At 62.4% G+C, this 25113-nt stretch carries 22 protein-coding genes, 5 tRNA genes and 1 pseudogene; 18 read left to right on the top strand and 10 right to left on the bottom strand.

Annotated elements, in window-relative coordinates; translation table 11 throughout:
* Window positions 1-117: 117 nt before the first annotated feature.
* Complete coding sequence (locus tag PMM47T1_RS15580) at window positions 118-972, bottom strand: LysR substrate-binding domain-containing protein (RefSeq protein ID WP_008370494.1); 855 nt, start codon at window positions 970-972, stop codon at window positions 118-120.
* Between the two features lie 96 nt (window positions 973-1068).
* Here PMM47T1_RS15580 and PMM47T1_RS15575 point away from each other — a divergent pair, with 96 nt between their 5' ends.
* Both PMM47T1_RS15575 and PMM47T1_RS15570 read left to right on the top strand, forming a co-directional pair.
* Entirely contained in the window at window positions 1069-1302 is a 234-nt protein-coding gene (locus PMM47T1_RS15575; protein WP_008370493.1) for a DUF1127 domain-containing protein, read from the top strand.
* A 57-nt stretch (window positions 1303-1359) separates the two neighbouring features.
* On the top strand, window positions 1360-2571 hold the full coding sequence (locus tag PMM47T1_RS15570) for a winged helix-turn-helix domain-containing protein (RefSeq protein WP_008370492.1): 1212 nt from the start codon (window positions 1360-1362) through the stop codon (window positions 2569-2571).
* Window positions 2572-2596: 25 nt separating this feature from the next.
* On the opposite strand, the gene PMM47T1_RS15565 is transcribed toward PMM47T1_RS15570, so the two are convergent.
* Window positions 2597-3943, bottom strand: a complete 1347-nt coding sequence (locus tag PMM47T1_RS15565) for a class II 3-deoxy-7-phosphoheptulonate synthase (protein WP_008370491.1) — start codon at window positions 3941-3943, stop codon at window positions 2597-2599.
* A gap of 228 nt (window positions 3944-4171) precedes the next feature.
* On the opposite strand from PMM47T1_RS15565, the gene PMM47T1_RS15560 reads away from it, so the two are divergent.
* Window positions 4172-4873: a spermidine synthase gene (locus PMM47T1_RS15560; protein WP_050990426.1), complete on the top strand. Its 702-nt coding sequence runs from the start codon at window positions 4172-4174 to the stop codon at window positions 4871-4873.
* Here PMM47T1_RS15560 and PMM47T1_RS15555 read toward each other — a convergent pair whose 3' ends face one another.
* Complete coding sequence (locus PMM47T1_RS15555; protein ID WP_008370489.1) at window positions 4874-5665, bottom strand: crotonase/enoyl-CoA hydratase family protein; 792 nt, start codon at window positions 5663-5665, stop codon at window positions 4874-4876. It lies immediately after the preceding gene.
* Between the two features lie 358 nt (window positions 5666-6023).
* Here PMM47T1_RS15555 and PMM47T1_RS15550 point away from each other — a divergent pair.
* Window positions 6024-7731 (top strand): annotated as a pseudogene (locus PMM47T1_RS15550) (DEAD/DEAH box helicase).
* Between the two features lie 157 nt (window positions 7732-7888).
* On the opposite strand, the gene PMM47T1_RS15545 reads toward PMM47T1_RS15550, so the two are convergent.
* The gene (locus PMM47T1_RS15545; protein WP_008370479.1) at window positions 7889-8656 is read right to left on the bottom strand and encodes a DODA-type extradiol aromatic ring-opening family dioxygenase; all 768 of its coding nucleotides are present in this window, start codon (window positions 8654-8656) and stop codon (window positions 7889-7891) included.
* Between the two features lie 104 nt (window positions 8657-8760).
* Here PMM47T1_RS15545 and PMM47T1_RS15540 point away from each other — a divergent pair, with 104 nt between their 5' ends.
* A complete protein-coding gene (locus PMM47T1_RS15540; protein WP_008370477.1) occupies window positions 8761-9408 on the top strand; it encodes a thiopurine S-methyltransferase in 648 nt (215 codons plus the stop codon).
* Window positions 9409-9478: 70 nt separating this feature from the next.
* Here the strand turns inward: PMM47T1_RS15540 and htpX are convergent, their stop codons facing one another.
* Together htpX and PMM47T1_RS15530 are read right to left on the bottom strand one after the other, a co-directional pair.
* Entirely contained in the window at window positions 9479-10366 is an 888-nt protein-coding gene (gene htpX, locus PMM47T1_RS15535; protein WP_008370475.1) for a protease HtpX, read from the bottom strand.
* A 240-nt stretch (window positions 10367-10606) separates the two neighbouring features.
* Window positions 10607-11818, bottom strand: a complete 1212-nt coding sequence (locus PMM47T1_RS15530) for a pyridoxal phosphate-dependent aminotransferase (protein ID WP_008370471.1) — start codon at window positions 11816-11818, stop codon at window positions 10607-10609.
* A 167-nt stretch (window positions 11819-11985) separates the two neighbouring features.
* On the opposite strand from PMM47T1_RS15530, the gene msrB reads away from it, so the two are divergent.
* From msrB to PMM47T1_RS15515, 3 genes are all read left to right on the top strand, one after another.
* On the top strand, window positions 11986-12390 hold the full coding sequence (gene msrB, locus PMM47T1_RS15525; RefSeq protein ID WP_008370469.1) for a peptide-methionine (R)-S-oxide reductase MsrB: 405 nt from the start codon (window positions 11986-11988) through the stop codon (window positions 12388-12390).
* A 188-nt stretch (window positions 12391-12578) separates the two neighbouring features.
* Window positions 12579-13064, top strand: coding sequence for a glutathione peroxidase (locus PMM47T1_RS15520; RefSeq protein ID WP_008370467.1), 486 nt, complete (start codon window positions 12579-12581; stop codon window positions 13062-13064).
* Window positions 13061-13507, top strand: coding sequence for a MarR family winged helix-turn-helix transcriptional regulator (locus PMM47T1_RS15515; RefSeq protein WP_008370465.1), 447 nt, complete (start codon window positions 13061-13063; stop codon window positions 13505-13507). Before PMM47T1_RS15520 ends, PMM47T1_RS15515 begins: the two co-directional genes overlap by 4 nt.
* On the opposite strand, the gene PMM47T1_RS15510 is transcribed toward PMM47T1_RS15515, so the two are convergent.
* A complete protein-coding gene (locus tag PMM47T1_RS15510; protein ID WP_043301138.1) occupies window positions 13491-15812 on the bottom strand; it encodes a response regulator in 2322 nt (773 codons plus the stop codon). The genes PMM47T1_RS15515 and PMM47T1_RS15510 overlap by 17 nt on opposite strands.
* Window positions 15813-15946: 134 nt before the next feature.
* Between PMM47T1_RS15510 and PMM47T1_RS15505 the strand changes: the two genes are divergently transcribed.
* Window positions 15947-16837: an ATP-binding protein gene (locus PMM47T1_RS15505; protein WP_008370461.1), complete on the top strand. Its 891-nt coding sequence runs from the start codon at window positions 15947-15949 to the stop codon at window positions 16835-16837.
* Window positions 16834-17316, top strand: a complete 483-nt coding sequence (locus tag PMM47T1_RS15500; RefSeq protein WP_008370459.1) for a GAF domain-containing protein — start codon at window positions 16834-16836, stop codon at window positions 17314-17316. The genes PMM47T1_RS15505 and PMM47T1_RS15500 overlap by 4 nt, the downstream gene beginning before the upstream one ends.
* 290 nt (window positions 17317-17606) lie before the next feature.
* On the opposite strand, the gene PMM47T1_RS15495 is transcribed toward PMM47T1_RS15500, so the two are convergent.
* Window positions 17607-18371 (bottom strand): hypothetical protein, encoded by a 765-nt coding sequence (locus tag PMM47T1_RS15495; protein WP_008370456.1) that lies wholly within the window; start codon window positions 18369-18371, stop codon window positions 17607-17609.
* 253 nt (window positions 18372-18624) lie between these two features.
* Here PMM47T1_RS15495 and PMM47T1_RS15490 point away from each other — a divergent pair.
* From PMM47T1_RS15490 to PMM47T1_RS15470, 5 genes are all read left to right on the top strand, one after another.
* Window positions 18625-18700: transfer RNA gene (locus tag PMM47T1_RS15490), tRNA-Glu, on the top strand.
* A 2-nt stretch (window positions 18701-18702) separates the two neighbouring features.
* A tRNA-Gly gene (locus PMM47T1_RS15485) sits at window positions 18703-18778 on the top strand.
* Between the two features lie 104 nt (window positions 18779-18882).
* Window positions 18883-18958: transfer RNA gene (locus PMM47T1_RS15480), tRNA-Glu, on the top strand.
* A gap of 3 nt (window positions 18959-18961) precedes the next feature.
* Window positions 18962-19037 (top strand) — tRNA-Gly (locus PMM47T1_RS15475).
* Between the two features lie 312 nt (window positions 19038-19349).
* Window positions 19350-19425: transfer RNA gene (locus tag PMM47T1_RS15470), tRNA-Gly, on the top strand.
* 131 nt (window positions 19426-19556) lie between these two features.
* Here the strand turns inward: PMM47T1_RS15470 and PMM47T1_RS15465 are convergent.
* Complete coding sequence (locus PMM47T1_RS15465; RefSeq protein WP_008370454.1) at window positions 19557-19970, bottom strand: PA2817 family protein; 414 nt, start codon at window positions 19968-19970, stop codon at window positions 19557-19559.
* Between the two features lie 68 nt (window positions 19971-20038).
* The gene (locus tag PMM47T1_RS15460) at window positions 20039-22486 is read right to left on the bottom strand and encodes an acyl-CoA dehydrogenase (RefSeq protein WP_008370452.1); all 2448 of its coding nucleotides are present in this window, start codon (window positions 22484-22486) and stop codon (window positions 20039-20041) included.
* A gap of 195 nt (window positions 22487-22681) precedes the next feature.
* Here PMM47T1_RS15460 and PMM47T1_RS15455 point away from each other — a divergent pair, with 195 nt between their 5' ends.
* The 3 genes from PMM47T1_RS15455 to PMM47T1_RS15445 all read left to right on the top strand — a co-directional run.
* A complete protein-coding gene (locus PMM47T1_RS15455) occupies window positions 22682-23305 on the top strand; it encodes a glutathione S-transferase family protein (protein ID WP_008370450.1) in 624 nt (207 codons plus the stop codon).
* 144 nt (window positions 23306-23449) lie between these two features.
* Window positions 23450-24382, top strand: coding sequence for an ABC transporter ATP-binding protein (locus PMM47T1_RS15450; RefSeq protein ID WP_008370449.1), 933 nt, complete (start codon window positions 23450-23452; stop codon window positions 24380-24382).
* Window positions 24379-25113, top strand: a 735-nt coding sequence (locus tag PMM47T1_RS15445; protein ID WP_008370448.1) for an ABC transporter permease, incomplete at its 3' end; no start/stop codon positions are given. The genes PMM47T1_RS15450 and PMM47T1_RS15445, both read left to right, overlap by 4 nt.

Here is a 25113-nt window from a genome sequence, read left to right as displayed (position 1 = left end):
TCAATTGAAGCGGGCGAATTTAGCGTCAAGGTGTTTAATGCGCCAGCTAATCCATCATGGCCGCACTCGCGGCTTCTACAAGGTTTGAGCGCTGAACCTCGTCGAGAGTTCGAATGATTAGAGTTTGAAGCCCTCGGCGATGTGATCGGCCAGGCACTCGGTCATGGCGTTGCGGGTGCTGTCGTTGCGCAGCAGCATGACGCTGGCCATGGGCAGCTGCGGCAGGCCTTCCGCTTCGCCGAGGATGCGCATGTCGGGGGTGATCAGGCTTTGCAGTTGTGCGGTCACCGCCAGGCCGGCACTGACCACGGCCATGATGGCCGCAAGGCTGGGGCTGCTGTACGCCACCCGATAGGGTTTTTGCCGAGCGTCCAGGGCGTTGCAGGCCCAGATGCGGCAAAAGCAGTCATTGTTGAACATCGCCAGGGGTACCGGATTCTGCTCGTGGGGGCTGAAGCCCTGGGCCTGGGCCCACACGAAGCGCTCATGGCGCAGCATCTGGCCAATCTCGCTGCCGGGCTCGCGGGTGACGATGGTCAGGTCCAGGTCTTGGCGCTGCATCAGTTGCTTTGAGCTATCGCAATGCACCTCGACCTGCACCAGCGGGTAGGCCTGGGCAAACTGCGAAAGGATGCCCGGCAGAAAGCGCATGGCGTAGTCGTCGGGGGTGCCAATGCGCACGGTACCGACCATGTGCGGCTGGCGCAGGGTGGTGAACACTTCGCTGTGCAGTTGCAGGATCCGCCGGGCATAACCCAGCAGCACCTGCCCTTCGGCGGTCAGGCGCACCTGGCGGCCGTCACGCTCGAACAACTGGCGCTGGAGGATATCTTCCTCCAGCCGCTTCATCTGCATGCTCACTGCCGACTGGGTGCGGTTGACCCGCTCGCCGGCGCGAGTGAAGCCGCCTTCATCGGCGATGGCCACGAAGGTGCGCAACACCTCTGAGTCGATACTCTGATACTGAGACATTCATCAAACTCCGAGATGCCAAGCATAAGAAACATTCGTTGGATTGATCATAGGCCCGGCAGGACACTGAGTCATCCCCAACTGGAGGGCAGGATGATGAAAGGTCAAAAAGGTTACGTTGTGGTACTGCGCACCCCTTCCCACGCTGTGTCGTTCAAGGCCGTGTGGCAGCGCCTGGTCGGCCGCGTGCGGCGCTGGCGGCAACTGGCGTGGGAGCGTCACCAACTGGCGTTGATGAGTGATGACATGCTCAAGGACATCGGCATGAGCCGCGCCGATGTGTCTCGGGAGGTGGAGCGGCATTTCTGGGATGATCCGCTGAAAAAATGAGCGATGGCCAGCGTTGCGCGCCAACGCTACTGTAGGGCATGCCACAAGGAGTCGAGCATGCCCGCACCTCTCTCGCTATCAATCGCCCAGGCCCGCCGCCTGGTGCTGGCTGCCCAAGGCTTTGCCGCGCGGCCACGGCGGTCGGCGCTGGCCCCCGCGCACTTGATGCAGGTGGTGCAACGCCTGGGTGTGCTGCAGATCGATTCGGTCAATGCCGTGGTGCGTTCTCACTATTTGCCGCTGTTTTCGCGCTTGGGTGATTACCCCCATGCCATGCTCGATGCGCTGGCCTGGGGGCGTGGGCGCGAGCGCAAACTGTTCGAGTATTGGGGGCACGAGGCTTCCCTGCTGCCGTTGCACCTGTATCCCGCCATGGCCTGGCGCATGGCCCGGGCCCGGGAGGGGAGGGGCATCTACAAGGAATTGGCGCGCTTTGGCGTGGACCAGAAGGCGGTGGTGCATCGGGTGCTGGACACGGTGCGCGAACAGGGCGCGCTGGGTGCCGGCAGCCTGTCGACTCGCCAGGAGCGAGCGGGGCCATGGTGGGACTGGAGTGCGGAAAAGCTGGCGCTGGAATGGCTGTTTGCCGCAGGGCAGGTGACCGTGGCCGGGCGGCGCGGCTTCGAGCGTTTGTACGACTTGCCCGAGCGAGTGATTCCCGCGGCAATTCTGAGTCAGCCGATTCCCGATGAGGCGCGGGCGCACGGCGAGCTGCTCCTGCATGCCGCCGGGGCGCTGGGAGTGGCGACGGAAAAGGATTTGCGCGATTACTTTCGGCTTGACCCGGCCGATACCCGCCAGAGCCTGGCGCAGCTGATCGACGGCCGACAACTGCAACGGTGTGAGGTGGCGGGGTGGCGTCAGCCCGCCTATTGCCTGCCCCAGGTACGCGTGCCGCGCCGGGTCGAGGCCAGTGCGCTGTTGTCGCCGTTTGATTCGCTGGTGTGGGAGCGTGATCGCACCGAGCGGCTGTTCGGCTTTCGCTACCGGTTGGAAATCTATACCCCGGCGCACAAGCGGGTGTATGGCTACTACGTGCTGCCTTTCCTGTACAACGAGCGCATCGTGGCCCGGGTGGACGTGCGGGCTGCGCGGGCCAGCGCAGAACTGCGGGTGTTAGCCGTTCACGGTGAGGGCCAAGGGCTGGACCAGGAGGCGCTGCTGGCATTGGCTCGCCAACTCACGGCGATGGCCGGCTGGCTGGGCTTGGCGGCGGTGACCCTGGAGTGCACGCGCCGCCCCGAGCTGCATGGCCTGCTAAATCTGTAGCCGCTGGCGCAGGCGGCACGTCTGGTCAGCGGCGCACTTGTTTCAGGGTTTCGGCAATCATGAAGGCCAGCTCAAGCGACTGGTCGGCGTTCATGCGCGGGTCGCAGTGGGTGTGGTACCGGTCTGACAGGCCGTCCTCGGTGATGGGCCGGGCGCCGCCGATGCATTCGGTGACGTCCTGCCCGGTCATCTCGATGTGGATACCGCCGGCGTACGTGCCTTCGGCTTCGTGCACCTGGAAGAACTGCTTCACTTCGCTGAGGATCTGCGCAAAGTCCCGGGTCTTGTAGCCGCTGCTGGCCTTGATGGTATTGCCATGCATGGGGTCGCTGCTCCACAGCACTTGGCGGCCTTCGGCTTTCACGGTGCGGATCAGCTGTGGCAAGTGATCGCCGACCTTGCCGGCGCCCATGCGCGCGATCAGGTTAAGGCGCCCGGGGTCGTTGTCCGGGTTGAGGATGTCGATCAGGCGGATCAGGTCCTCGGCCTTCATGCTCGGCCCCACCTTGACGCCGATGGGGTTGTGCACCCCGCGCAGGAACTCCACGTGGGCGCCGTCGAGCTGGCGAGTGCGGTCGCCGATCCACAGCATGTGCGCCGAGCAGTCGTAGTAGTCGTTGGTCAGGCTGTCGCGGCGCACGAAGGCTTCTTCGTAATTGAGCAGCAACGCTTCATGGGCGGTGAAGAAGCTGGTTTCGCGCAATTGCGGCGAGCTGTCCATGCCGCAGGCGCGCATGAACGCCAGGGTTTCGTCGATGCGGTCGGCCAGTTGATGATATTTGTGCGCCAGCGCCGAGTTGGCGATGAAGTCCAGGTTCCATTTGTGCACTTGGTGCAGGTCGGCAAAACCGCCCTGGGCGAACGCGCGCAGCAGGTTGAGGGTGGCGGTGGCCTGATGGTAGGACTGCAACAGGCGCTCGGGGTCGGGGGTGCGGCTTTTTTCGTCGAAGCCGATGCCGTTGACGATGTCACCGCGGTAGGCCGGCAGGGTCACGCCATCGACGGTCTCGTCGTTGGCCGAGCGCGGCTTGGCGAATTGCCCGGCCATGCGGCCCACCTTGACCACCGGGCAGCCGGCGGCGAACGTCATGACAATGGCCATTTGCAGCAGCACCTTGAAGGTGTCGCGGATCTTGGCCGCGGAAAACTCGGCGAAGCTCTCCGCGCAATCGCCGCCTTGCAGCAGGAAGGCCCGGCCCTGGGTGACCTCGGCAAACTGGCGGCGCAGCTCGCGCGCCTCGCCGGCGAACACCAGCGGCGGGTAGCTGGCCAGTGTCTGTTCCACCTGGGCCAGGCGACCGGCGTCGGGGTAAAGGGGTTGTTGCTGGACCGGCAGGGCGCGCCAGCTGTCAGGGCTCCAGGGGTGGGTCATCACAGGCTCTTTTTTGTAGTGGTTGATGGGTGGATTGATGGTATCAGGCTTGGGTTGTGTGGTGGTTTCGTCGCGGGCTCTGCCCGCGAAGAAACCACCACGGACCTAATTAATGCGACAATCGCATTTTTCCCAGTTTGATGAGCGCCCGTGGTGCAAGACAACGAACCCGAAGTAACCCGTGAGCGCGTGGAGCGTCTGCTGGCCGAAGTGCATGATGAGTTCGGCATGATTCGCGTGCTGGAAGTGGAAGATTACCGCTTCCTTGAGTTTGGCGATGCCATCGAGCAGAGCTGCGTGTTCACTGCGGACCCTGCATGGCTTGAGTACGACTACACCCGCGCCATGCTGATTGGCGCGTTGTGCCACGAACAGCCCGAAACCGCGCTGTTCCTGGGCCTCGGTGCTGGCACGCTGACCCAGGCCTGCCTGAAATTCCTGCCCCTGGAAGACGTGGAGGCCATCGAGCTGCGCCCCGACGTGCCGCGTCTGGCCATCGAGTACCTTGGCCTGGACGATGACCCGCGCCTGTACATCCGCACCGGTGATGCCCTTGAACTGCTGCCCACGGCTGAACCGGCAGACCTGATTTTCGTCGACCTGTACACCGACCACGGCCCGGGCGTGGGGCACCTGGCCTGGCGTTTCCTCGAAGATTGCCAGAAGCGCCTGACCCCGGGTGGGTGGCTGATCATCAACCAGTGGGCCGGTGACGACGGCAAGCCGTTGGGCGCCGCCTTGTTGCGCGGCCTGTACCACCGTCATTACTGGGAACTGCCGGTCACCGAGGGCAATGTCATCCTGATCATTCCGGCTGACCTGGACCAGCACTTGGACATGGAAGCCCTCAAGGCCCGCGCCGACCTGCTGATGCCGCGCCTGGGCTATTCGTTGCAGGCGCTGATCGCCCAGCTGCGCCCGGCGTCCTGATCAAGTGCCGCTGAACCGGCCGGGGCGGCGCTCCTTGAACGCCGCCAGGCCTTCGCGGGCATCATCGCTGGCGAACAAGCGTTGCGTATGGCCTGGCAACGCAGCCATGGCCGCTGCCTGCCCCTCCTGCACCGCCTGGCGCGCCGAGGCCAGGCTGGCCTGAACCCCCAGGGGTGCCTGGGCGGCAATGCGCTCGGCCAGGTGCACGGCATTGGGCAGCAGGTCCTCGCTGGCCATGACTTCCTGCACCAGGCCCAGCCTGAGCGCCTCGTGGGCATCGAACTCGTCGCCGGTCAGCAGCCAGCGCATGGCATTGCCCCAGCCCGCCACCTGTTGCAGGCGCACGGTGGCGCCGCCGAACGGCAGCAGCCCGCGTTGCACCTCCATTTGCGCGAAGCGTGTGTTGCTGGCGCACAGGTTGATGTCCGCCGCCAGCATCAGTTCAATGCCCACGGTCAGGCAGTAGCCTTGGGCGGCGACGATCAGCGGCTTGGTCAGGGTGGGCCCCAATCCGACGCGCCAGGGATCAAGGCCGCCAGCGGGCAGTTGCCAGCCCTGGGCGAAGGTGCTACTGACCGCTTCCAGGTCCACGCCGGCGGTGAAATGCTCGCCGTGGCCGAACAGCACCGCCGCCCGGGCCTGCGGCTCGCGCTCGTATTCACCAAAGGCCAGGCTCAGTTGCTCCAGCAGGGGCAGGTCGAAGGCGTTGCGCTTGGCGTTGCGATCGAGGCCGATCAGCATGACGGCACCGCGCAACTCGCGGCTGACGTGGCCAGGGCAGGGTGGGCTCATCTCGGCATCCTCGGGGGCAAAGGGTGAAACGATTAAGCCTGAGCACCAGGCGCGCGGGTCAGTAGCAAAATAGACCTGCGGCCAAGGTTGCGCAAAGCCTGTGACAGTCATGGGTTCAGCGGTCTGATAAGGTGAAAAAACTCTCACGTGCGTGGCGTTTTCAGGTATAGTGCGCGCCGGTCTTTAATCAGGCCGCGTTCAGGTAGCGCAATCCTCCGAAGACAACTTCGACTGCACGTCCGTTCCGCGGACTCTTCCTGACGATTCTTTTTTTTCATTCAATCGTTTTCGCAAATCCCCGCCGACAAAGCTGCCAGGGTGACTCTCGAGTCTTACAAGGCATGCGCAGCTTTGGAGCATGGGTCTTTGCGGATGCACTTAGAGGCAGACCCATGACCCAGGAAACCGGCGGCTTCGCCGCTCTCGGACTTAACCCGAACATTGTTGCAGCCGTCATCGCGACTGGCTACGAAGAGCCGTCGGCTATTCAGCAGCAATCGATCCCAATCATCCTGGAAGGTCACGACATGATCGGCCAGGCGCAGACAGGTACCGGTAAAACCGCTGCCTTCGCACTGCCGATTCTGAATCGCATCGACCCGAGCAAGCGCGAGCCGCAAGCCCTGATCCTGGCGCCAACCCGCGAGTTGGCGCTGCAAGTAGCCACTGCATTCGAAACCTATGCCAAGCAGATGCCTGGTGTAACCGTAGTGGCCGTGTATGGCGGTGCCCCGATGGGCCCGCAGTTGAAAGCTATCCGTAACGGCGCGCAAATCGTCGTGGCTACCCCTGGCCGTCTGTGCGACCACCTGCGTCGTGACGAGAAGGTCCTGGCTACCGTGAACCACCTGGTTCTCGACGAAGCTGACGAAATGCTCAAGCTGGGCTTCATGGACGACCTGGAAGTCATCTTCAAGGCCATGCCCGAGTCGCGTCAGACCGTACTGTTCTCGGCTACCCTGCCGCAGTCCATCCGGGCGATCGCCGAGCGTCACCTGAAAGACCCGAAACACGTCAAGATCCAGAGCAAGACCCAGACCGTTACCGCGATCGAGCAGGCTCACCTGCTGGTTCACGCTGACCAGAAGACCTCCGCTGTCCTGCGCCTGCTGGAAGTGGAAGAGTTCGACGCCCTGATCGCTTTCGTGCGTACCAAGCAAGCCACCCTCGACCTGGCCAGCGCCCTTGAAGCCAAAGGCTACAAGGCTGCCGCCCTGAACGGTGACATTGCCCAGAACCAGCGTGAGCGCGTTATCGAGTCGCTGAAGGATGGCCGCCTGGACATCGTCGTCGCCACCGACGTCGCTGCCCGTGGCCTGGACGTACCGCGCATCACTCACGTGTTCAACGTTGACATGCCGTACGACCCAGAGTCCTACGTTCACCGTATCGGCCGTACCGGCCGTGCCGGTCGCGAAGGCCGTGCACTGCTGCTGGTCACCCCGCGTGAGCGCCGCATGCTGCAGGTTATCGAGCGTGTGACCGGTCAGAAGGTTGCCGAAGTTCGCCTGCCAAACGCCCAGGCCGTTCTTGATGCCCGCATCAAGAAGCTGACCAACAGCCTGGCGCCGCTGGTTGCCGACGCAGAAGCCACCCATGGCGACCTGCTGGACCGCCTGACCGCCGACATCGGCTGCACCCCGCGTGCCCTGGCCGCTGCCCTGCTGCGCAAGGCCACCAACGGCCAGGCGCTGACCCTGGACGCGGTAGAGCGTGAACAGCCTCTGGTGCCAACCAGCAGCGCGCCACGTGAGCGTACTGCCGGTAGCGGTGATCGTCCTGAGCGTGGTGATCGCGAGCGTCGCGCGCCAATGCCTTTGGGTGAAGGCCGTGCGCGTTGCCGTACCGCACTGGGTGCTCGCGACGGTATCGCCGCGAAGAACCTGCTGGGCGCAATCCTCAACGAAGGCGGCCTGGCCCGCGAAGCGATCGGCCGTATCCAGGTTCGTGACAGCTTCAGCCTGGTTGAACTGCCTGAGGAAGGCCTGGAGAAGCTGCTGGCCAAGCTCAAGGACACTCGCGTTGCCGGCAAGCAGCTGAAGTTGCGTCGTTATCGCGAAGACTGATCCTGCCTTGCGGCTGATCTGAAATGAAAAATCCCCGGCCTGGTGCCGGGGATTTTTTTTGCCTGGGATCTATGTCGTGGGCAGAGCGGCAACTGTCTTGTGTGAGCGTGCGCCCCGCGCAGGTCCTGCAGGTGTGTCAGGCAGGTCGCGACGGTGTTCAGTCGAAGCGATAAATGTCCATGCCCAGCGCGCCCAGCGTCCAGCCTGCATGGGCCAGGCTGAACGCATCGCCTGCACCGCGGGCGAAGTACAGCGGCAGCAAATGTTCATCGCTGGGGTGGTTCTTCACCGCAAACGGCGCCTGCTGGCGATAGTCGAACAGTGCTTGCTGGTCATTGGCTTCCAGCTTTTCGATCATCCAGTCACGAAACGCCAGTGCCCACGGCGTGGCGTGTTCAGGGCCCGCATGCCAGTCCAACTCGCGCAGGTTGTGGGTGATGCTGCCCGAACCGATCAGCAGGATGCCTTGCTCACGCAACCCCGCCAGCGCCTGGCCCACTTGGTGTTGCAGCTCAGGCCCGAGCCGGCTGGGCAGCGAAACCTGCACCACGGGGATGTCGGCATTGGGGTACATGAGCGACAGGGGTACCCAGGCGCCATGGTCGAAGGGCCGTTGTGGATCCAGGCGCGCCGGCAGCCCGGCGTCGCCCAGGCGCTGGGCAACCTCGGCCGCCAGGGCCGGGTTGCCGGGTGCCGGGTATTGCACGGCAAACAGCGCGGCAGGGAAGCCGCCGAAGTCATGCCAGGTATCCGGGGCGGGGCTGCTGGCCACCAGCAACTCGCGGCTTTCCCAGTGCGCCGACACCAGCACGATCGCCTTGGGGCGTGGCAGCTCGGCCGCCAGCCTGGCCAGCGCCGGGCCGCTGGCACCGGGTTCCAGGGCAAGCATGGGCGAGCCGTGGGAGATAAACAGGCTGGGAAGCATGATTGATGTCCTGAGTGTTGAGATGGGATTATCTTCGGTCAGTGAATGATCTAAATCTAATATAAGTTTTAGGGCTATTTGATCGATATTTTCGGGGGGTGTTCATGCAGGCTGATTTTTGGCGGGAGCGCTGGCAGCGCAACCAGATCGGGTTTCATCAGGCGGCGGTCAATCCATACTTGCAGCGCCATTGGCCACTGCTGGCGCAGCACGCCAGGGTGCTGGTGCCGTTGTGCGGCAAAAGCCTGGACCTTGCCTGGTTGGCGGGGCGGGGGATGCGGGTGCTGGGTGTCGAGCTGGCGCCGCAAGCCGTGGAGGCTTTCTTTGCCGAGCAGGGACTGCAGCCCGAGATTGTCAGGCGGGGCGACTTCACCTGCTACTCGGCGGGCGACCTCGAGCTGTGGTGTGGCGATTTCTTTGCGTTGAACGCAGATGACGTGGCGGGGTGCACGGCATTGTATGACCGTGCGGCGTTGATTGCCTTGCCGCCGGAGATGCGTGAGCGGTATGTGCAGCACCTTGCAGCCATTCTGCCGGCAGGGTGCGTTGGTTTGCTGGTGACCCTGGATTACGACCAGGACGTGCTGCCGGGGCCGCCGTTTTCGGTGCCGGATCAAGAGGTGAGGGCGTTGTGGGGTGCCGGATGGCAGGTTGAAGAGGTGGAGTGCCGAGACATTCTCGACAAGGGCGGCAAGTTCGTCAGCGCTGGCGCCAAGCGCCTGCACGAGCGCGCCTACCGCCTGAAACGCTAAACTGTGGTGCCTGGCTTGCCAGCGAGCTGTTCGGATTGAACGCTCACTGGCAAACCAGCCCCCCCATGGATCAGCCGCGGCGGCGCAGGGCCTCGATGCGGTCTTCCAGCGGCGGGTGGCTCATCAGCAGGCCAGCCAGGCCGTGCTTGAGACTGCCATTGATGCCGAACGCGGTCAGGGTGTCGGGCATGTGCACCGGCACGCCTTGTTCAGAGCGCAGGCGCTGCAGCGCGCTGATCATGGCGCCGGTGCCGGCCAGGCGGGCGCCAGCTTCATCGGCGCGGAATTCACGTTTGCGCGAGAACCACATGACGATGATGCTGGCCAGGATGCCCAGTACCAGTTCGGCGACTATGGTCGCGATGTAATACGCCATGCCCTGGCCTTCTTCGTTCTTGAAGATCACCTTGTCGACAAAGTTGCCGATGATGCGCGCGAAGAACATCACGAAGGTGTTCACCACGCCCTGCACCAGCGCCAGTGTCACCATGTCGCCGTTGGCCACGTGACCGATCTCGTGAGCCAGTACCGCTTTCACCTCGTCGGGCGAGAAGCGCTCCAGCAGCCCTTGGCTGACAGCCACCAGGGCGTCGTTCTTGTTCCAGCCGGTGGCGAAGGCGTTGGCCTCGTAGGCCGGGAAGATGCCCACTTCCGGCATTTTGATGCCCGCGTCGCGGGACAGTTGTTCAACGGTTGCCAGCAGCCACTGCTCGTGGCGGGTGCGCGGCTGGCTGATGATTTGCGTGCTGGTGCTCATCTTCGCCATCCACTTGGAGATGAACAGCGAGAACAGCGAGCCGGCGAAGCCGAAGACGGCGCAGAAGATCAGCAGCTGGTTGAGGTTCAGATCCACGCCGTTGGCCGCCATGAACCCGTTGAAGCCGAAAAGGCTCAGGGTAATGCTGGCAATCAGCACAACCGCCAGGTTGGTGGCTAGAAACAGCAAGATTCGCATCATGGTTGTTACGTACTCCTCACAGAAGAAATTGTCGCGTTGTCCGGTATATAAGGGGCTGGCACCGGTGATTCAACAAAGCGACTATTTCAAAAAGTGTCACAACCATGATTCTAGACAGCAGAGCGCTGCCGCCGTGGGGTGGCGGGATCAGTGGTTGTTTAGAGAAGTGTTACCAGACATGTAGCAGGCAACTGCCTATGTGGGAGCTGGCACGCCAGCTCCCACATAGGCAGGACGCGATTACTGCTTGTAGTTCTTCAGGAAGCCGCCAATACGGCCGATGGCCTGTTCCAGGTCATCCACCCGCGGCAGCGTCACTACACGGAAGTGGTCGGGCCACGGCCAGTTGAACGCCGTGCCTTGCACCACCAGCAGCTTTTCCGACAGCAGCAGGTCGAGCACGAACTTCTCGTCGTTGTGGATCGGGCAGACCTTGGGGTCGATGCGCGGGAAGGCGTACAGGGCGCCCATGGGCTTCACGCAACTGACGCCGGGGATGTCGTTGAGCAATTCCCAGGTGCGGTTGCGCTGCTCCAGCAGGCGGCCGTTGGGCAGCACCAGGTCATTGATGCTCTGGTAGCCGCCCAGGGCAGTCTGGATGGCGTGCTGGCTCGGTACGTTGGCACACAGGCGCATGTTGGCCAGGATGTCGATGCCTTCGATGTAGCTGCTGGCGTTGTGCTTGGGCCCGGAGATGGCGATCCAGCCCGAACGGAACCCGGCCACGCGGTAGGACTTGGACAGGCCGTTGAAGGTCAGGCACAGCAGGTCGGGCGCCAGGGAAGCGGTGCACACGTGCACGGCGTCGTCGTAGAGGATCTTGTCGTAGATCTCGTCGGAGAACACCACCAGGTTGTGCTGGCGAGCGATTTCCAGCATGCCCAGCAGCACTTCTTTCGAGTACACGGCGCCGGTGGGGTTGTTCGGGTTGATGATCACCATGGCCTTGGTGTTGGGGGTGATCTTGGCCTTGATGTCGTCCAGGTCGGGCCACCAGTTGGCCTGCTCGTCGCACAGGTAGTGCACGGCATGGCCGCCTGCCAGGCTCACCGAGGCGGTCCACAGCGGGTAGTCGGGCGCCGGTACCAGCACCTCGTCACCGTTGTTCAGCAAGGCCTGCAGCGCCATCACGATCAGCTCGGAGACGCCGTTGCCCAGGTAGATGTCTTCGATGCCGACACCTTCCACCTGCTTTTGCTGGTAGTACTGCATCACCGCCTTGCGGGCGCTGAACAGGCCCTTGGAGTCGCTGTAGCCCTGGGCGGTGGGCAGGTTGCGGATCACGTCCTGAAGGATTTCCTCCGGCGCTTCGAAGCCAAAGGGCGCCGGGTTGCCGATGTTCAGCTTGAGGATGCGATGGCCTTCCTCTTCCAGGCGTTTGGCGTGCTTGAGCACTGGCCCGCGAATGTCATAGCAGACGTTGGCGAGCTTGTTCGATTTGCTGACCTGCATGATGGAGTCCCAAGGAAAAAAAGTGCCGCGAGATGGCGCGGTGAAAATGAAATTGAATGCGCCTGGCGTGGGTGACAGACTGGGGTCTGAACAAGGCGCAATCATACGTGCCACCCGATCACCGGAAAAGGTACAGATCGGGGTTTTTAAGCTGCCGAGGTAACCCGATGACCCAGTTCACCAAGACCGAGGATGAATGGAAGGCGATGCTCGACCCCGAGCAATACAACGTCTGCCGCCTCAAGGCCACCGAACGCCCCTTCACGGGCAAGTACAACAGCACCAAGACCGACGGGGTGTATCACTGCGTGTGCTGTAATGCCGCACTGTTCGATTCGACCAGCAAGTTCGATTCCGGTTGCGGCTGGCCGAGCTTTTACGCGCCGATCGAAGACCATGCCATGGTCGAGATTCGCGACGTCAGCCACGGCATGATCCGTACCGAAGTGACCTGCGCCCAGTGCGACGCGCACCTGGGCCACGTGTTCCCCGATGGTCCGCCGCCCACCGGCCTGCGCTATTGCATCAATTCGGTGTGCCTGAACCTGGTGCCGCGCGCCGAGGGAGCGTGATTCCTGCGTCCAATTGGCGTGGGGCGGGCTCTGCCCGCGAAATAGACACCGCGTGATGTAGTTAGGGCGCTGTGTGCTTTTCGCGGGCAGGGCCCACTCCCACAAAGTGCGTGGGTAAAATGGTTTATTAGATTGTATGCAATTCAATTGCACGCTATGGTTATCCTTCATCCCACGGAGGACCTGCCATGAGCGACGCGTTGCTGAATATTCCCTGCACCACCATCACCGGCCAGCAGAAGACCCTGGCCGACTTCGAGGGCAAGGCCATCCTGGTGGTCAATACCGCCAGCAAGTGCGGCTTCACGCCCCAATACAAGGGCCTGGAGAAACTGTGGCAGGACTACAAGGACCAGGGGCTGGTGGTGCTGGGCTTCCCCTGCAACCAGTTCGGCCATCAGGAGCCGGGTAACGAGGGCGAGATCTCGCAGTTCTGCGAGCTCAATTTCGGCGTGACCTTTCCACTGTTCAAGAAGATTGACGTCAACGGCGCCGAGGCTCACCCGCTGTTCGTGCAGTTGAAGAAACGTGCGCCGGGCCTGCTGGGCTCCCAGGGCATCAAGTGGAACTTCACCAAGTTCCTCATCGGCAAGGACGGCAAGCTGGTCAAGCGCTTTGGCCCCACCACCAAACCCCAGGCGCTGGACAGCGAGATTGCAGCGTTGCTCAAATGACCGGCCTGTTGCTGGACGACCAGCTGTGTTTCAAGCTGTACGCCGCTTCACGGGCGGTGACCCGCGGCTATAAGCCGATGCTCGACGCGCTGGGCCTGACCTACCCGCAGTACCTGGCGATGCTGGTGTTGTGGGAGTGGCAGGTGACGGCGCCCGAGCAGCCCACCGTCAAGGCCTTGGGCGAGCGACTGATGCTGGACTCGGGCACCCTGACGCCACTGCTCAAGCGCATCGAACAGATGGGCCTGGTGGTGCGCCGCCGCGCCTTGCACGACGAGCGTGAAGTGCACGTGAGCCTGAGCCCCGAAGGCCGGGCGTTGCGTGAGCAGGCTGCGCAGTTGCGCGAGCGGCTGATTTGCGCCAGTGGTATTGACCTCAACCAGCTCCAGCCCTTGCAGCAAGGGCTGGAGCATTTGCTGGGGCAACTTACGGCGCGAGATTAAGCGGTATCCAGTGGTCGATCAGGGTGATCAGCTCTTCGCGCCGGAAGGGCTTGGCCAGGTAATCGCTCATGCCCGCCGCCCGGCAACGCTCGCGTTCCTCGGGCATGGCGTTGGCGGTCAGGGCAACGATGGGCAATTGCGGCCAGCGGCCGCTCTGGCGAATACGCCGGCTGGCCTCGTAGCCGTCCATGACCGGCATGTTGCAGTCCATCAGCACCAGGTCGTATTCCTTGTCTTCCAGTGCGGCCAGGGCCTCGCCACCGTGGGCGGCCACCGTGACCTCGCACCCCAGCTTGCTGAGCATGCCCTTGGCCACCAACTGGTTGACCGGGTTGTCCTCCACCAACAGGATCCGCGCCCGCCGGTGGGGTGATTCGCCACGCTCCAGTGCCTGCTGATGACTGGGCTCGTCGCCCAGCAGGGTGCGTCGCAGGGTCTGGTACAAGGCATTGCGGGCGAGGGGGCGAGCCTGTTGTTGCAGTGGGCTGAGCGCCGTGGCCTGTTCGGTTGGCAGGAAGTTGCCGTAGGCGGTTACCAGCAGGATCGGTGCGCTGATGGCCGGGCGCAGGCCGAACAGGCAGTCCAGGCAGTCGGTGATAAGCAGGTCGGGGTTCAGCCCTTCCAGCGGGGCGTCGGTGCTCAAGCGCTGGTAATCCAGCCCCCAGTCGGGCAGCAGGCTTTCCAGCAATTCGGCCAGGCCGCTGCTGGCCGGGCTGATGGCAATGACCTTGCCCTTGAGCGGCGCCGGCGCAATGGCCGGGGTGTGGGTGGGCAGCGGCAGGTCGGCGCTGAAGCGGCTGCCGAAGCCGGCTTCGGAGCTGATGCTCAGGCGCCCCTGCATGGCCTCGCACAGGTTGTTGGTCAGGGCCAGGCCCAGGCCGGTGCCACCAAACTGGCGGGTAATGCCGGCGCCGGCCTGGGTGAATGGCTGGAAAATCTTGACCTGGGCTTCCTGGGCGATGCCGATGCCGGTGTCGCACACTTCAATGCTAACCCCGCCGGGGTAGGTGCTGAGGCGCACGTCGACACGGCCGAAACGGGTGAACTTGAGGGCGTTGGACAGCAGGTTGCTGACGATTTGCCGCACGCGGGTAGGGTCGCCCAGTACCATCGACGGGAAGCTTGGGTTGATCAGGCAGGCCAGTTCCACGCTGGGAGCGGCGTTCTGCGACAGCAGGTTGGCGGTGTCTTCCACCAGTGCGCCCAGGTCGAACGGTATGCGCTCGAGCTCCAGTTGCCCGGCATCGAACTTGGACAGGTCGAGAATATCGTTGAGCAATTCGACCAGCACCTTGCCCGAGTCGTGGGCAATGGACAGTTGCTGGCGCTGTTCGGCCGTCAGCGGGCTGTCCAGCGACAGCGCGATCATGCCCAGCAGCCCGTTGAGCGGGGTACGGATCTCGTGGCTCATGTTGGCCAGGAACGCGGCGCGCGCCTGGGCCATGTCCAGGGCGGTGCGCCGGGCATTTTCCAGCTCTTCGTTGGACAGGCTCAGGCGGATGTTGCTGGCCTTGAGCTCGGTGGTGCGCGCCGAGACAATGTTTTCCAGTTCGCCCAGGTAGTCGGTAAGGCGGTTTTCGGCGGTGCGGCGCTGCTGGATTTCGGTGCTCATGCTGACGAACTGCTGGTTGGCCGCGCGCACCAGCACGCCAATCTCGTCATGTTCGTGACCGGGCGGGTAGTCCAGCCTGGTCGGTTTGGCCGCGTGGGGGTTGGAATTGCTCAGCGCGCTGATGACCCGCACCAGCGGTTTGGTCAGCATGGTGTAGAACATCCCCAGCATGATCGCGGCCAGCAGCAGGCTGCGCAGGAAACCGGAAAACAGGGTGATCTCGGCGCGGCGCAGGAAACGCATGCCAAAGGCCAGTGTGTCGACGTCCAGGTGCAGCGTGCCCAAGCGCTCGCTGGGCATATGGCTGAGGAACAGTGGGTCGTCGTAGGTGCGCCGTTCACCGAACAGGAAGTCGCTGATGAAGCGGTAGCGGCTTTCTGTGCGCGGACGGCTGACGTCGGCCAGCACACTGCCGTTGTTGTCGGACAGGCGTGCGCCGACAATGGCCTCGGAATGCAGCAGCCCGGCGGTGAGCTCCTTGGCCAACTCGCTGTCAATGTTGTAGGCCACACGCGATGCCGGGTTGTGACTGATCTCGAGCAGCGAAACCATCTCGCGGTTGATGGCCTCGTCAACGCTGGCATAATCGATGCCGATCTGCACAATGCTGAGCAATGTCCCGATGATGAAGCCGACCACTACTGTCAGTCGAGCCTGTTTGTACGACAGTCGATGGGTAAACTTTATATCCATATAGTCCGGGCCAATGTTTCGTTCCGTGCGCGCTGGGCAAGCATAGCTGATGTGGCGTCCTGATCGGCGGTGTCATGTGACTATATCGACAGCGCGTCGGCGGCTTTTACTGTGAATTGCCAAAAGGAGAAGTCATGGACTCGCGATTGGATGCTTTTCTGCAGCGTGCCGAGTCGGTGCTGGCGCGTCTGGAACCCCTGTTGCCGGCCATCCGCCCGCACATCGACTGGGCCCAGTGCCTGGCGGCGCGGTGGCAGCGCGACGGGCGCAGTGGCTATTTGATGCCGTTGCAAGTCAGCCTGGACACCCGCTTGACCGACCTGATCGGTGTGGACCGCCAGCGTGACCAACTGGGCGCCAACACTCGCCAGTTTCTCCAGGGGCTGCCGGCCAACCATGCGCTACTGTGGGGCTCGCGGGGCACGGGCAAGTCGTCGCTGGTGCGCGCCTTGCTGGCCGAACATGCCGGGCAGGGCTTGCGCCTGATCGAGATCGAGCGTGATCACCTGGCGGACCTTGCGCGAGTGGTGGAGCAACTGATGCACTTGCCCCAGCGCTTCGTGCTGTTCTGCGACGATTTGTCGTTCGAGTCAGGGGAGGGCGATTACCGTATCCTGAAAAGTGTGCTGGACGGCTCGCTGGAGTCGGCGCCAGACAATGTGCTGCTGTACGCCACGTCCAACCGCCGGCACCTGGTGCCGGAGAAGGAGAGTGACAACGCTCACTGGCAGAACATCGATGGCGAGATCCACCCCAGCGAGGCGGTGGAGGACAAGATTGCGCTGTCGGATCGTTTCGGCCTGTGGCTGTCGTTCTACCCGTTCAACCAGGAGCATTTTCTCGACGTGGTCGAGCACTGGGTTGGCCACTTTGCCGCCCAGGCCGGCCTCGTCTGGCAGCGGACCGAGGAGCTGGACATCCTGGCCGCGCGCTGGGCAACCGGCCGAGGCAACCGCAACGGCCGTTGTGCCTACCAATTCGCCCGCTACTGGGTGGGTCTCAAATTACTGGAGCAACCGCAATGATTGATTTGAACAGCACCGGCCAGGGCCTCGAAGGCTACGCGATGCTGACGGCGCAACTGGAGTCGCTGCTCGCCGACGAGCGTGACTTCATTGCCAACGCCTCGCAGTTCTCGGCGTTCCTCTACAACTATGTGGATGACCTGAACTGGGCGGGCTTTTATATCAACCGCGACGAAGAGCTGGTGCTGGGCCCGTTCCAGGGTCAGGTGGCCTGTGTGCGCATCCCGTTTTCCAAGGGCGTGTGCGGCGCCGCTGCGGCCACTCGACAGACCCAACGCGTGGAAGACGTGCACGCCTTCCCCGGCCACATTGCCTGCGACAGTGCTTCGAACAGCGAGTTGGTGATTCCATTGGTCAAGGAAGGGCGCCTGATTGGGGTGCTGGACCTGGACAGCCCGAAACTGGCACGCTTCAGCGAAGCGGACCAGTTGGGGATGGAAAAGATGGTGGAAATCTTCCTGCGCTCCACTGATTGCTGAGCCGGCGGCGGCACCTGCTTTGTTAGGCGCTGTATGAAATGCATCCCAGCTCGGCCATGCTGCGCTGGAAACAGGCTCGCAATGCTCCATTGACAACCGGTAAAGTGGAGCGCGACCCCGGCCGTTCCTCGCCTGTTTCGTCTTGCCTGACCTGCGCTGGAATACATTTCATACAGGCCGAGGGGAGCTGCCGCCAGGCCGCGAAGGCGCACAGCGTGCCCTCGATCGGCATGACACCGCCAAGGTCCTGCAGACCTTTTCGCAGCCTTGCGGCGGCTCCTGCGGGGGGATCAGTCGTAAATGACTTTCTTCTTCCATTCGGGCTCGACTTCTTTCAGCCCTTCAGTCAATTCGTTCTGATCGTCCTCGGTAGGCGCAGTGCTGTCCAGCACCTGGGCGTTGGCGCGGGCGAGCAGTTTCTCCATGTACTTGAGCTGCTCCTGGTAAACCGCCGGTTCCGGCTGTTTGCGCAGGTACTGCACGCCACGCTCGAACGCCAGGCGCGCCTGGCCAGGCTGTTCGGCCTGCAAGGCGGCCTGGCCCAGATTATTGAAGAACTCAATGTGCAGCAGCACCAGGATGTGGCGAATCTCGCGAATCCAGTGTTTCGCCTCGTTGGCGGGCAGGAAGCCGTCTTGGGCGGCGCGGGTTACCTGGCTGTGCAGGGCTTCCAATAGAAAGCGAACGTCCTTGGCCTTCACTTCGGTCTGGATGGGCGCCGGCGGGTTGTTCACCGAGATGCTTTCGCCCTTGGCGATTTCCGCTTCCAGTTCACCCAGGCGCGCCTTGACCGCGGCGTTGCTTTTATCCTGGGACAGAATGCGCTGGTTGAGGTTGAGCTCCAGGCGCGTCAGCAACAGCTTCAGCGCAGGGGTCATCAGTTGCCCAGGGAAAGTTTCGGTGATTTCGCCGCAGCGGCGCAAGCGGTCGGCCAGCTCATGCTTGAGCTTGGTCTTTTCCAGCTTGTTGTTCTCCACCACATTGTTCAGGTAACCGATGGCGATCAATATAACGATGCCCGCTACTATAAGCAGGGTGATCAGAAGTGGTGTCACCGTGTAAGCCTCGTCGGGTTGTCTTCCATTTGAGTGTAGTGGCTTCGCCTCAGACCGGATAGTGGCTATTGCCTTGCAGGGCAGTCGCACTGGGCCTGACAGCGCTGCTCAGTGAGGTTATCGGCAGGGAAGTCATTGATTTAAATAAATTTATCATTGGGGGTTGACGACTTCTCAAACCACCCCTAGAATGCGCGCCACTTGCAGCGTAAAGCACACAGCGAAACGCCAGCAGGGAGTGAAGTTGTAGCGTGTCCCCTTCGTCTAGTGGCCTAGGACACCGCCCTTTCACGGCGGTAACAGGGGTTCGAGTCCCCTAGGGGACGCCAATGCGGGAATAGCTCAGTTGGTAGAGCACGACCTTGCCAAGGTCGGGGTCGCGAGTTCGAGTCTCGTTTCCCGCTCCATTTTTAAACGGTCTTGCTTTCGAGCGAGGCTGAGTGAAACCAGAACCCAGTCTTCGGATGCGGCTCTGGGCACCGAAACACACACCATGTGTTCCGGGCAGCGTGTCCCCTTCGTCTAGTGGCCTAGGACACCGCCCTTTCACGGCGGTAACAGGGGTTCGAGTCCCCTAGGGGACGCCATTTGCGGGAATAGCTCAGTTGGTAGAGCACGACCTTGCCAAGGTCGGGGTCGCGAGTTCGAGTCTCGTTTCCCGCTCCATATTTATCAAGAACGCCGCTCATTGAGCGGCGTTTTTGTTTGAGCTGTGAAAAACTTTCGTGTAGGCACTGCCGCCAAGCTGCGCTGGCGCTGACGGCCACTGAAGATGCTCGGCGGGGCATAGGGCCAGTGCAGTTTGGCATCAGCTACAAGGGCGACGTGCAGCCAGTTGTGGTAAGTCTGTGAAAAAAATCACTTTTTTTTTGAAAAGGGCTTGCCAAAAGCTTCGAATGGATTCAAAATCTGTCCCATCGAAACGTTGATAAAAATCAATGATTTCAACAAGATAGCTAATTGGTACGTTATCTTTCTGCGGGAATAGCTCAGTTGGTAGAGCACGACCTTGCCAAGGTCGGGGTCGCGAGTTCGAGTCTCGTTTCCCGCTCCAAATTCATCAAGAACGCCGCTCACTGAGCGGCGTTTTTGTGTGCGCTATAAACACTGCCGCTATCCGCCCATGGACGTTGCAACAGACACAAAAAAGCCGCTCATCGAGCGGCTTTTTCGTACCCAGTCAAATCAATGCTTGCTGTCGTCCTGCAGCGACAGTGCCAGCAAGTGCTTTTCCTGGTTCCAGTCGAACGGCTCTTCGTTCTCCTCGGCTTCGAAACGACGCTCTTCCAGGGCCTGGTACAGGTCAATTTCATCATCAGGCATGTAGTGCAGACAGTCACCGCCGAAGAACCACAGCAGGTCACGCGGGATCAGGTGGGCGATCTGCGGGTAGCGCTGGATGATCTGGCACATCAAGTCCTGGCCCAGGTAGGCACTGGCAACCGGGTCGATGGGCAACTCCAGGCGTAGTTCGTCGTAGCGCTCCAGGAACAGCTCGTGACTTTCTTCGGGAACCTGTTCGGCTTCACCCAGGGCAACCAGGATGCCGCGCAGGTGATCGAGCAGCACAAGCTGGTGGTCGATATAAGGGGTGGCCATGTTGAGGGTCCTCTTGAGCAAAACGGGCGCGGGAGTATACGCGCCCGGGAGGAAGTGTGTCTGTAGCGTCAGCGGACGCGGCCTTCGCTGGCGGTGAGTTCCTGTTTGTCGAAATCATCCACGTCGATCACCCGGCGCCTCGCAGCCTCGGCCTTGCGCAGGGTTTGCGCTTCGCCTGCCTGCAGCACGCCGGCATCAAGGGCGGCATCGATCAAGGTTTGTTCCGGCGCCGGGGTGAATTGGCCGGCCTTGAAGGCCGTGTGCATTTTCTTCTGCAGCGGGTGGCTGGCGGCCAACAGGTCGTACGCCACTTGCAGTGCGCCCACCGGATCGTCCTCGCCGTGCGGGCGATAGCAGCCAGCCAGCAATTCTTCCAGGGTGGGGTCGCCTTTGGCGCGGCCGATGATCGCTGCCACTTCGGCGTCCAGGCGGTCGGACGGCCCCGTGTGGCGACGGCCAAAGGGGAACACCACCAGGCGCATCAGGCCACCCAGTGCACGGCTGGGGAAATTCCTCAGCAGTTCGTCCAGCGCGCGCTCGGCCTGGCCCAGGCTTTCTTCCATGGCCCAGCACAGCAGGGGTTGCAAGTGCTCGGGGGAATTAAGGTCGTGGTAGCGCTTGAGGGCGGCAGAACTCAGGTACAGGTTGCTGAGCACGTCGCCCAGGCGCGCCGACAGGCGTTCGCGGCGTTTCAGTTCGCCGCCCAGCAGCATCATGCTCAGGTCGGCCAGCAGGGCAAACGCGGCGGCCTGGCGGTTGAGCGCGCGGAAGTAACCCTGGCTCAGGCTATCCCCGGGGGCATGTTCGAAGTGGCCCAGGCCCAGGTTGAGGACAAAGGTGCTGGCGGCGTTGCTGACGGCAAAACCGATGTGCTTGAGCAGCACGGCGTCGAACTCCACCAGCGCCTGGGCCTTGTCCTCGCGGGCGGCCAGGGCCATCTCCTTGAGCACGAACGGATGGCAGCGAATGGCGCCCTGGCCAAAGATCATCAGGTTGCGCGAAAGAATGTTGGCGCCTTCCACGGTGATGAAGATGGGCGCACCCTGCCAGCTGCGGCCCAGGTAGTTGTTGGGCCCCATGATGATGCCCTTGCCGCCATGCACGTCCATGGCGTGGCTGATGCATTCGCGGCCGCGCTCGGTCAGGTGGTACTTGAGGATGGCCGACAGCACGGAAGGCTTTTCCCCCAGGTCCACCGCGTTGGCGGTGAGCATGCGCGCCGCGTCCATCATCCAGGCGTTGCCGCCTATGCGAGCCATCGCCGCCTGGATGCCCTCGAAGGCCGACAGCGGCACATTGAATTGCTCGCGAACCTGGGTGTACTGGCCGGTGACGAGGCTGGTGTACTTGGCCGCGCCGGTGCCCACGGCCGGCAGCGAGATCGAACGGCCCACCGACAGGCAGTTCATCAGCATCATCCAGCCCTTGCCCAGCATCGCTTCGCCACCGATCAGGTAGCTAAGGGGCACGAACACATCCTTGCCGGAGTTGGGGCCGTTCATGAAGGCCGCGCCCAGGGGCAGGTGGCGGCGGCCAATGTTCACACCGGGTGTGTCGGTGGGGATAAGCGCCAGGGTAATGCCCAGGTCTTCCTCGTTGCCCAGCAGGTGCTCAGGGTCGTAGGCCTTGAACGCCAGGCCCAGCAGGGTGGCCACCGGGCCCAGGGTGATGTAGCGCTTTTCCCAGTTCAGGCGCAGGCCCAGCACTTCCTCGCCTTGCCACTGGCCCTTGCAGATAACCCCGGTGTCGGGCATGGCGCCCGCGTCCGAGCCGGCCAGTGGGCCGGTCAGGGCAAAACACGGAATGTCGTCGCCACGGGCCAGGCGTGGCAGGTAGTGATTACGCTGCTCGTCGGTGCCGTAGTGCAGCAGCAATTCGGCAGGGCCCAGGGAGTTGGGGACCATGACCGTGGAGGCCAGGTCGCCGCTGCGGGTGGCCAGTTTCATGGCCACCTGGGAGTGGGCATAGGCGGAAAAGCCCTTGCCGCCGAATTCCTTGGGAATGATCAGGGCAAAGAAGCCGTGTTCCTTTATATGCGCCCAGGCAGCGGGCGGCAGGTCCAGGTCCTGGCCAATCTGCCAGTCGCTGACCATGGCGCACAGTGCCTCAGTAGGGCCGTCGATAAAGGCTTGTTCCTCTGCCGTCAGTTGCGCCTTGGGGTAGCCCAGCAGGGTATGCCAGTCAGGCCGGCCGCTGAACAGCTGGCCGTCCCACCATACGGTGCCGGCATCGATGGCCTCGCGCTCAGTTTGGGACATGGGCGGCAACGTGCGCTGGAACCAGTTGAACAGGGGAGCCGTGAACAGCTTGCGGCGCAGATCGGGCAGCAGCAAGGGCAGGGCGCCCGCCACCAGCAGTATCCAGAAAATGGCCAGCAGCCAGCCCGGGGCACGGCTGAACATGCCCATGGCCAACAGGTACACGGCAATGATGCCCATGGCCGGCAGCGGCGGCACACGGCGATGGGCCAGCCAGGCACTGCCAATGATCAGTACCACGATCCACAACAACAGCATATTCAGTCCTCCATGATGACGCGGCGACGCACTGCAACAGCTTAGCCGCTTGCCTGATAAGTGACCCCGGTGCTGTCGGGTAGTTCGTTGCAGCGGGTTTCGTGGCCGTGAACGCGCAAAAAATCCACGCCCAACCCGCCCCCAATTCCCGGCACGGTAGTAGACTCCTCTGACTATTCAGCAGGGAGACAGGCAATGCTCAAGGTGTGGGGGCGCAAGAACTCGTCCAACGTCCGCAAGGTGCTGTGGTGCGCCGAAGAGTTGCAACTGCCGTATCAGGCCATCGACGCCGGCGGTGCCTTTGGCCTGGTGGACGAGCCGGACTACCGCAGCAAGAACCCCAATGGCCGGGTGCCGATGCTGGAAGACGGTGACCTGGTGCTGTGGGAATCCAACGCCATCGTGCGTTACCTGTGCGCCCGTTATGGCGTTGACGCTGGCTGGTATGCAGCCGATCCGGCTGTACGTGCCGGAGCCGACAAGTGGATGGACTGGACCACCTCGACCTTGGCCGACCCCTTCAAACCATTGTTCTGGGGCCTGCTGCGCACGCCGCCCGAGCGCCAGGACTGGGCGCAGATCAACGCCGCCCACACGGCGTGCACCGAGGTGCTTGCCGTGGCCGACCAGGCCCTGGCGAACCAGCCTTACCTGTCGGGGGAGGCGTTGGGCATGGGTGACTTCGTCCTGGGGCCGTTCATCTACGCCTGGTTCGAGTTGCCCATCGAGCGGGCGCCCATGCCCCACCTGGAAGCCTGGTACGAGCGCCTGAAGCAGCGCCCCGCATACCGCAAGGCGGTCATGACCGCGTTGACCTGATAGTCATTATCAATGTCCATCACTGTACTTGTGCGTTGCGGGCACGCACCATTGGTCATGCCCGCCGCACGTTGTGACAGTCGCGGACGTCTGTATCCGGGTTGATCATTTCTTTTTATTTCTTATTCGGTGCATGGTTTATCTATGAGTTCTGCTCTGTCCATCCGGCAGCTGACCAAGACCTACGGCAACGGTTTCCAGGCCCTCAAGGGCATTGACCTGGACGTGGCCGAAGGCGATTTCTTTGCCTTGCTTGGCCCTAACGGGGCCGGCAAGTCCACCACCATCGGGATTCTCTCGACCCTGGTCAACAAGACCAGCGGTACGGTGAACATCTTCGGTCACGACCTGGACCGTGACCCGGCGGCGCTCAAGCGCTCCATCGGCGTGGTGCCCCAGGAGTTCAACTTCAACCAGTTCGAGAAAACCTTCGACATCGTCGTCACGCAAGCGGGCTACTACGGTATTGCGCCGCGTATCGCCAGGGAACGTACCGAGCAGTACCTGACCCAATTGGGGCTGTGGGACAAGCGTGACGTGCCGTCGCGGTCGTTGTCCGGCGGCATGAAGCGTCGATTGATGATTGCCCGGGCACTGATCCACAACCCGCGCCTGCTGATCCTCGACGAACCCACCGCCGGGGTGGACATTGAGCTGCGCCGTTCGATGTGGAGCTTCCTGACCGAGCTGAACCAGCAAGGCACCACCATCATCCTCACCACCCATTACCTGGAAGAGGCTGAACAGCTGTGCCGCAACATCGGCATCATCGACCACGGCACCATTGTCGAGAACACCAGCATGCGCAAGCTGCTGGGTACCCTGCACGTGGAAACCTTCCTGTTGGACCTCAAGTCCGACCTGGCGCAAGCGCCAGTGCTGGACGGTTACCCCTGTCGGCTGATCGACGCCCACACCTTGGAAGTGCAGGTGGACAAGCAGGTGGGCATCACCGCGCTGTTCGGCCAACTGGCCTTGAAGCAGGTCGAGGTGCTGAGCCTGCGCAATAAAACCAACCGGCTGGAGGAGCTGTTCGTGTCCCTGGTGGAGAAAAATCTGGCGAAGGTGGCCGTATGAGTTTCGAAGTGAAAGCCAACTGGGTGGCGCTGAACACCATCGTCTACCGCGAGGTGCGCCGTTTCATGCGCATCTGGCCCCAGACCCTGCTGCCCCCGGCCATCACCATGGTCCTGTATTTCGTGATTTTCGGTAACCTGATCGGCCGGCAGATCGGCGGCATGGGCGGTTTCTCCTACATGGAGTACATCGTGCCGGGCTTGATCATGATGTCGGTGATCACCAACTCCTACGGCAACGTGGTGTCGAGTTTCTTCGGCAGCAAATTCCAGCGTTCCATTGAAGAGCTGATGGTGTCCCCAGTGTCGCCGCACATCATTCTCACCGGCTACGTGGTGGGCGGCGTGCTGCGTGGCTTGATGGTAGGCATCATCGTGACCCTGTTGTCGCTGTTCTTCACCCATCTGCAGGTGCATCACCTGGGCATTACCCTGCTGGTGGTGCTCCTGACGGCGACCATCTTCTCGCTGCTGGGCTTCATCAACGCCGTGTTCGCACGCAACTTCGACGATATCTCGATCATCCCGACGTTCGTGCTCACTCCCCTGACGTACCTGGGCGGTGTGTTCTACTCTATCACCCTGTTGCCACCGTTCTGGCAGACCGTGTCGCTGGCGAACCCGGTGCTGCACATGGTCAACGCGTTCCGCTACGGCATTCTTGGTGTGTCGGACATCAAGATCAGCGTAGCGATAACCTTCATGCTGGCGGCTACCGTGGTGCTGTATGTC

The organism is Pseudomonas sp. M47T1 (assembly GCF_000263855.1).
Taxonomy (GTDB): domain Bacteria; phylum Pseudomonadota; class Gammaproteobacteria; order Pseudomonadales; family Pseudomonadaceae; genus Aquipseudomonas.
The sequence above is the reverse complement of the archived record's forward strand: the minus strand, read 5'-3'. Positions and strand labels throughout refer to the sequence as shown.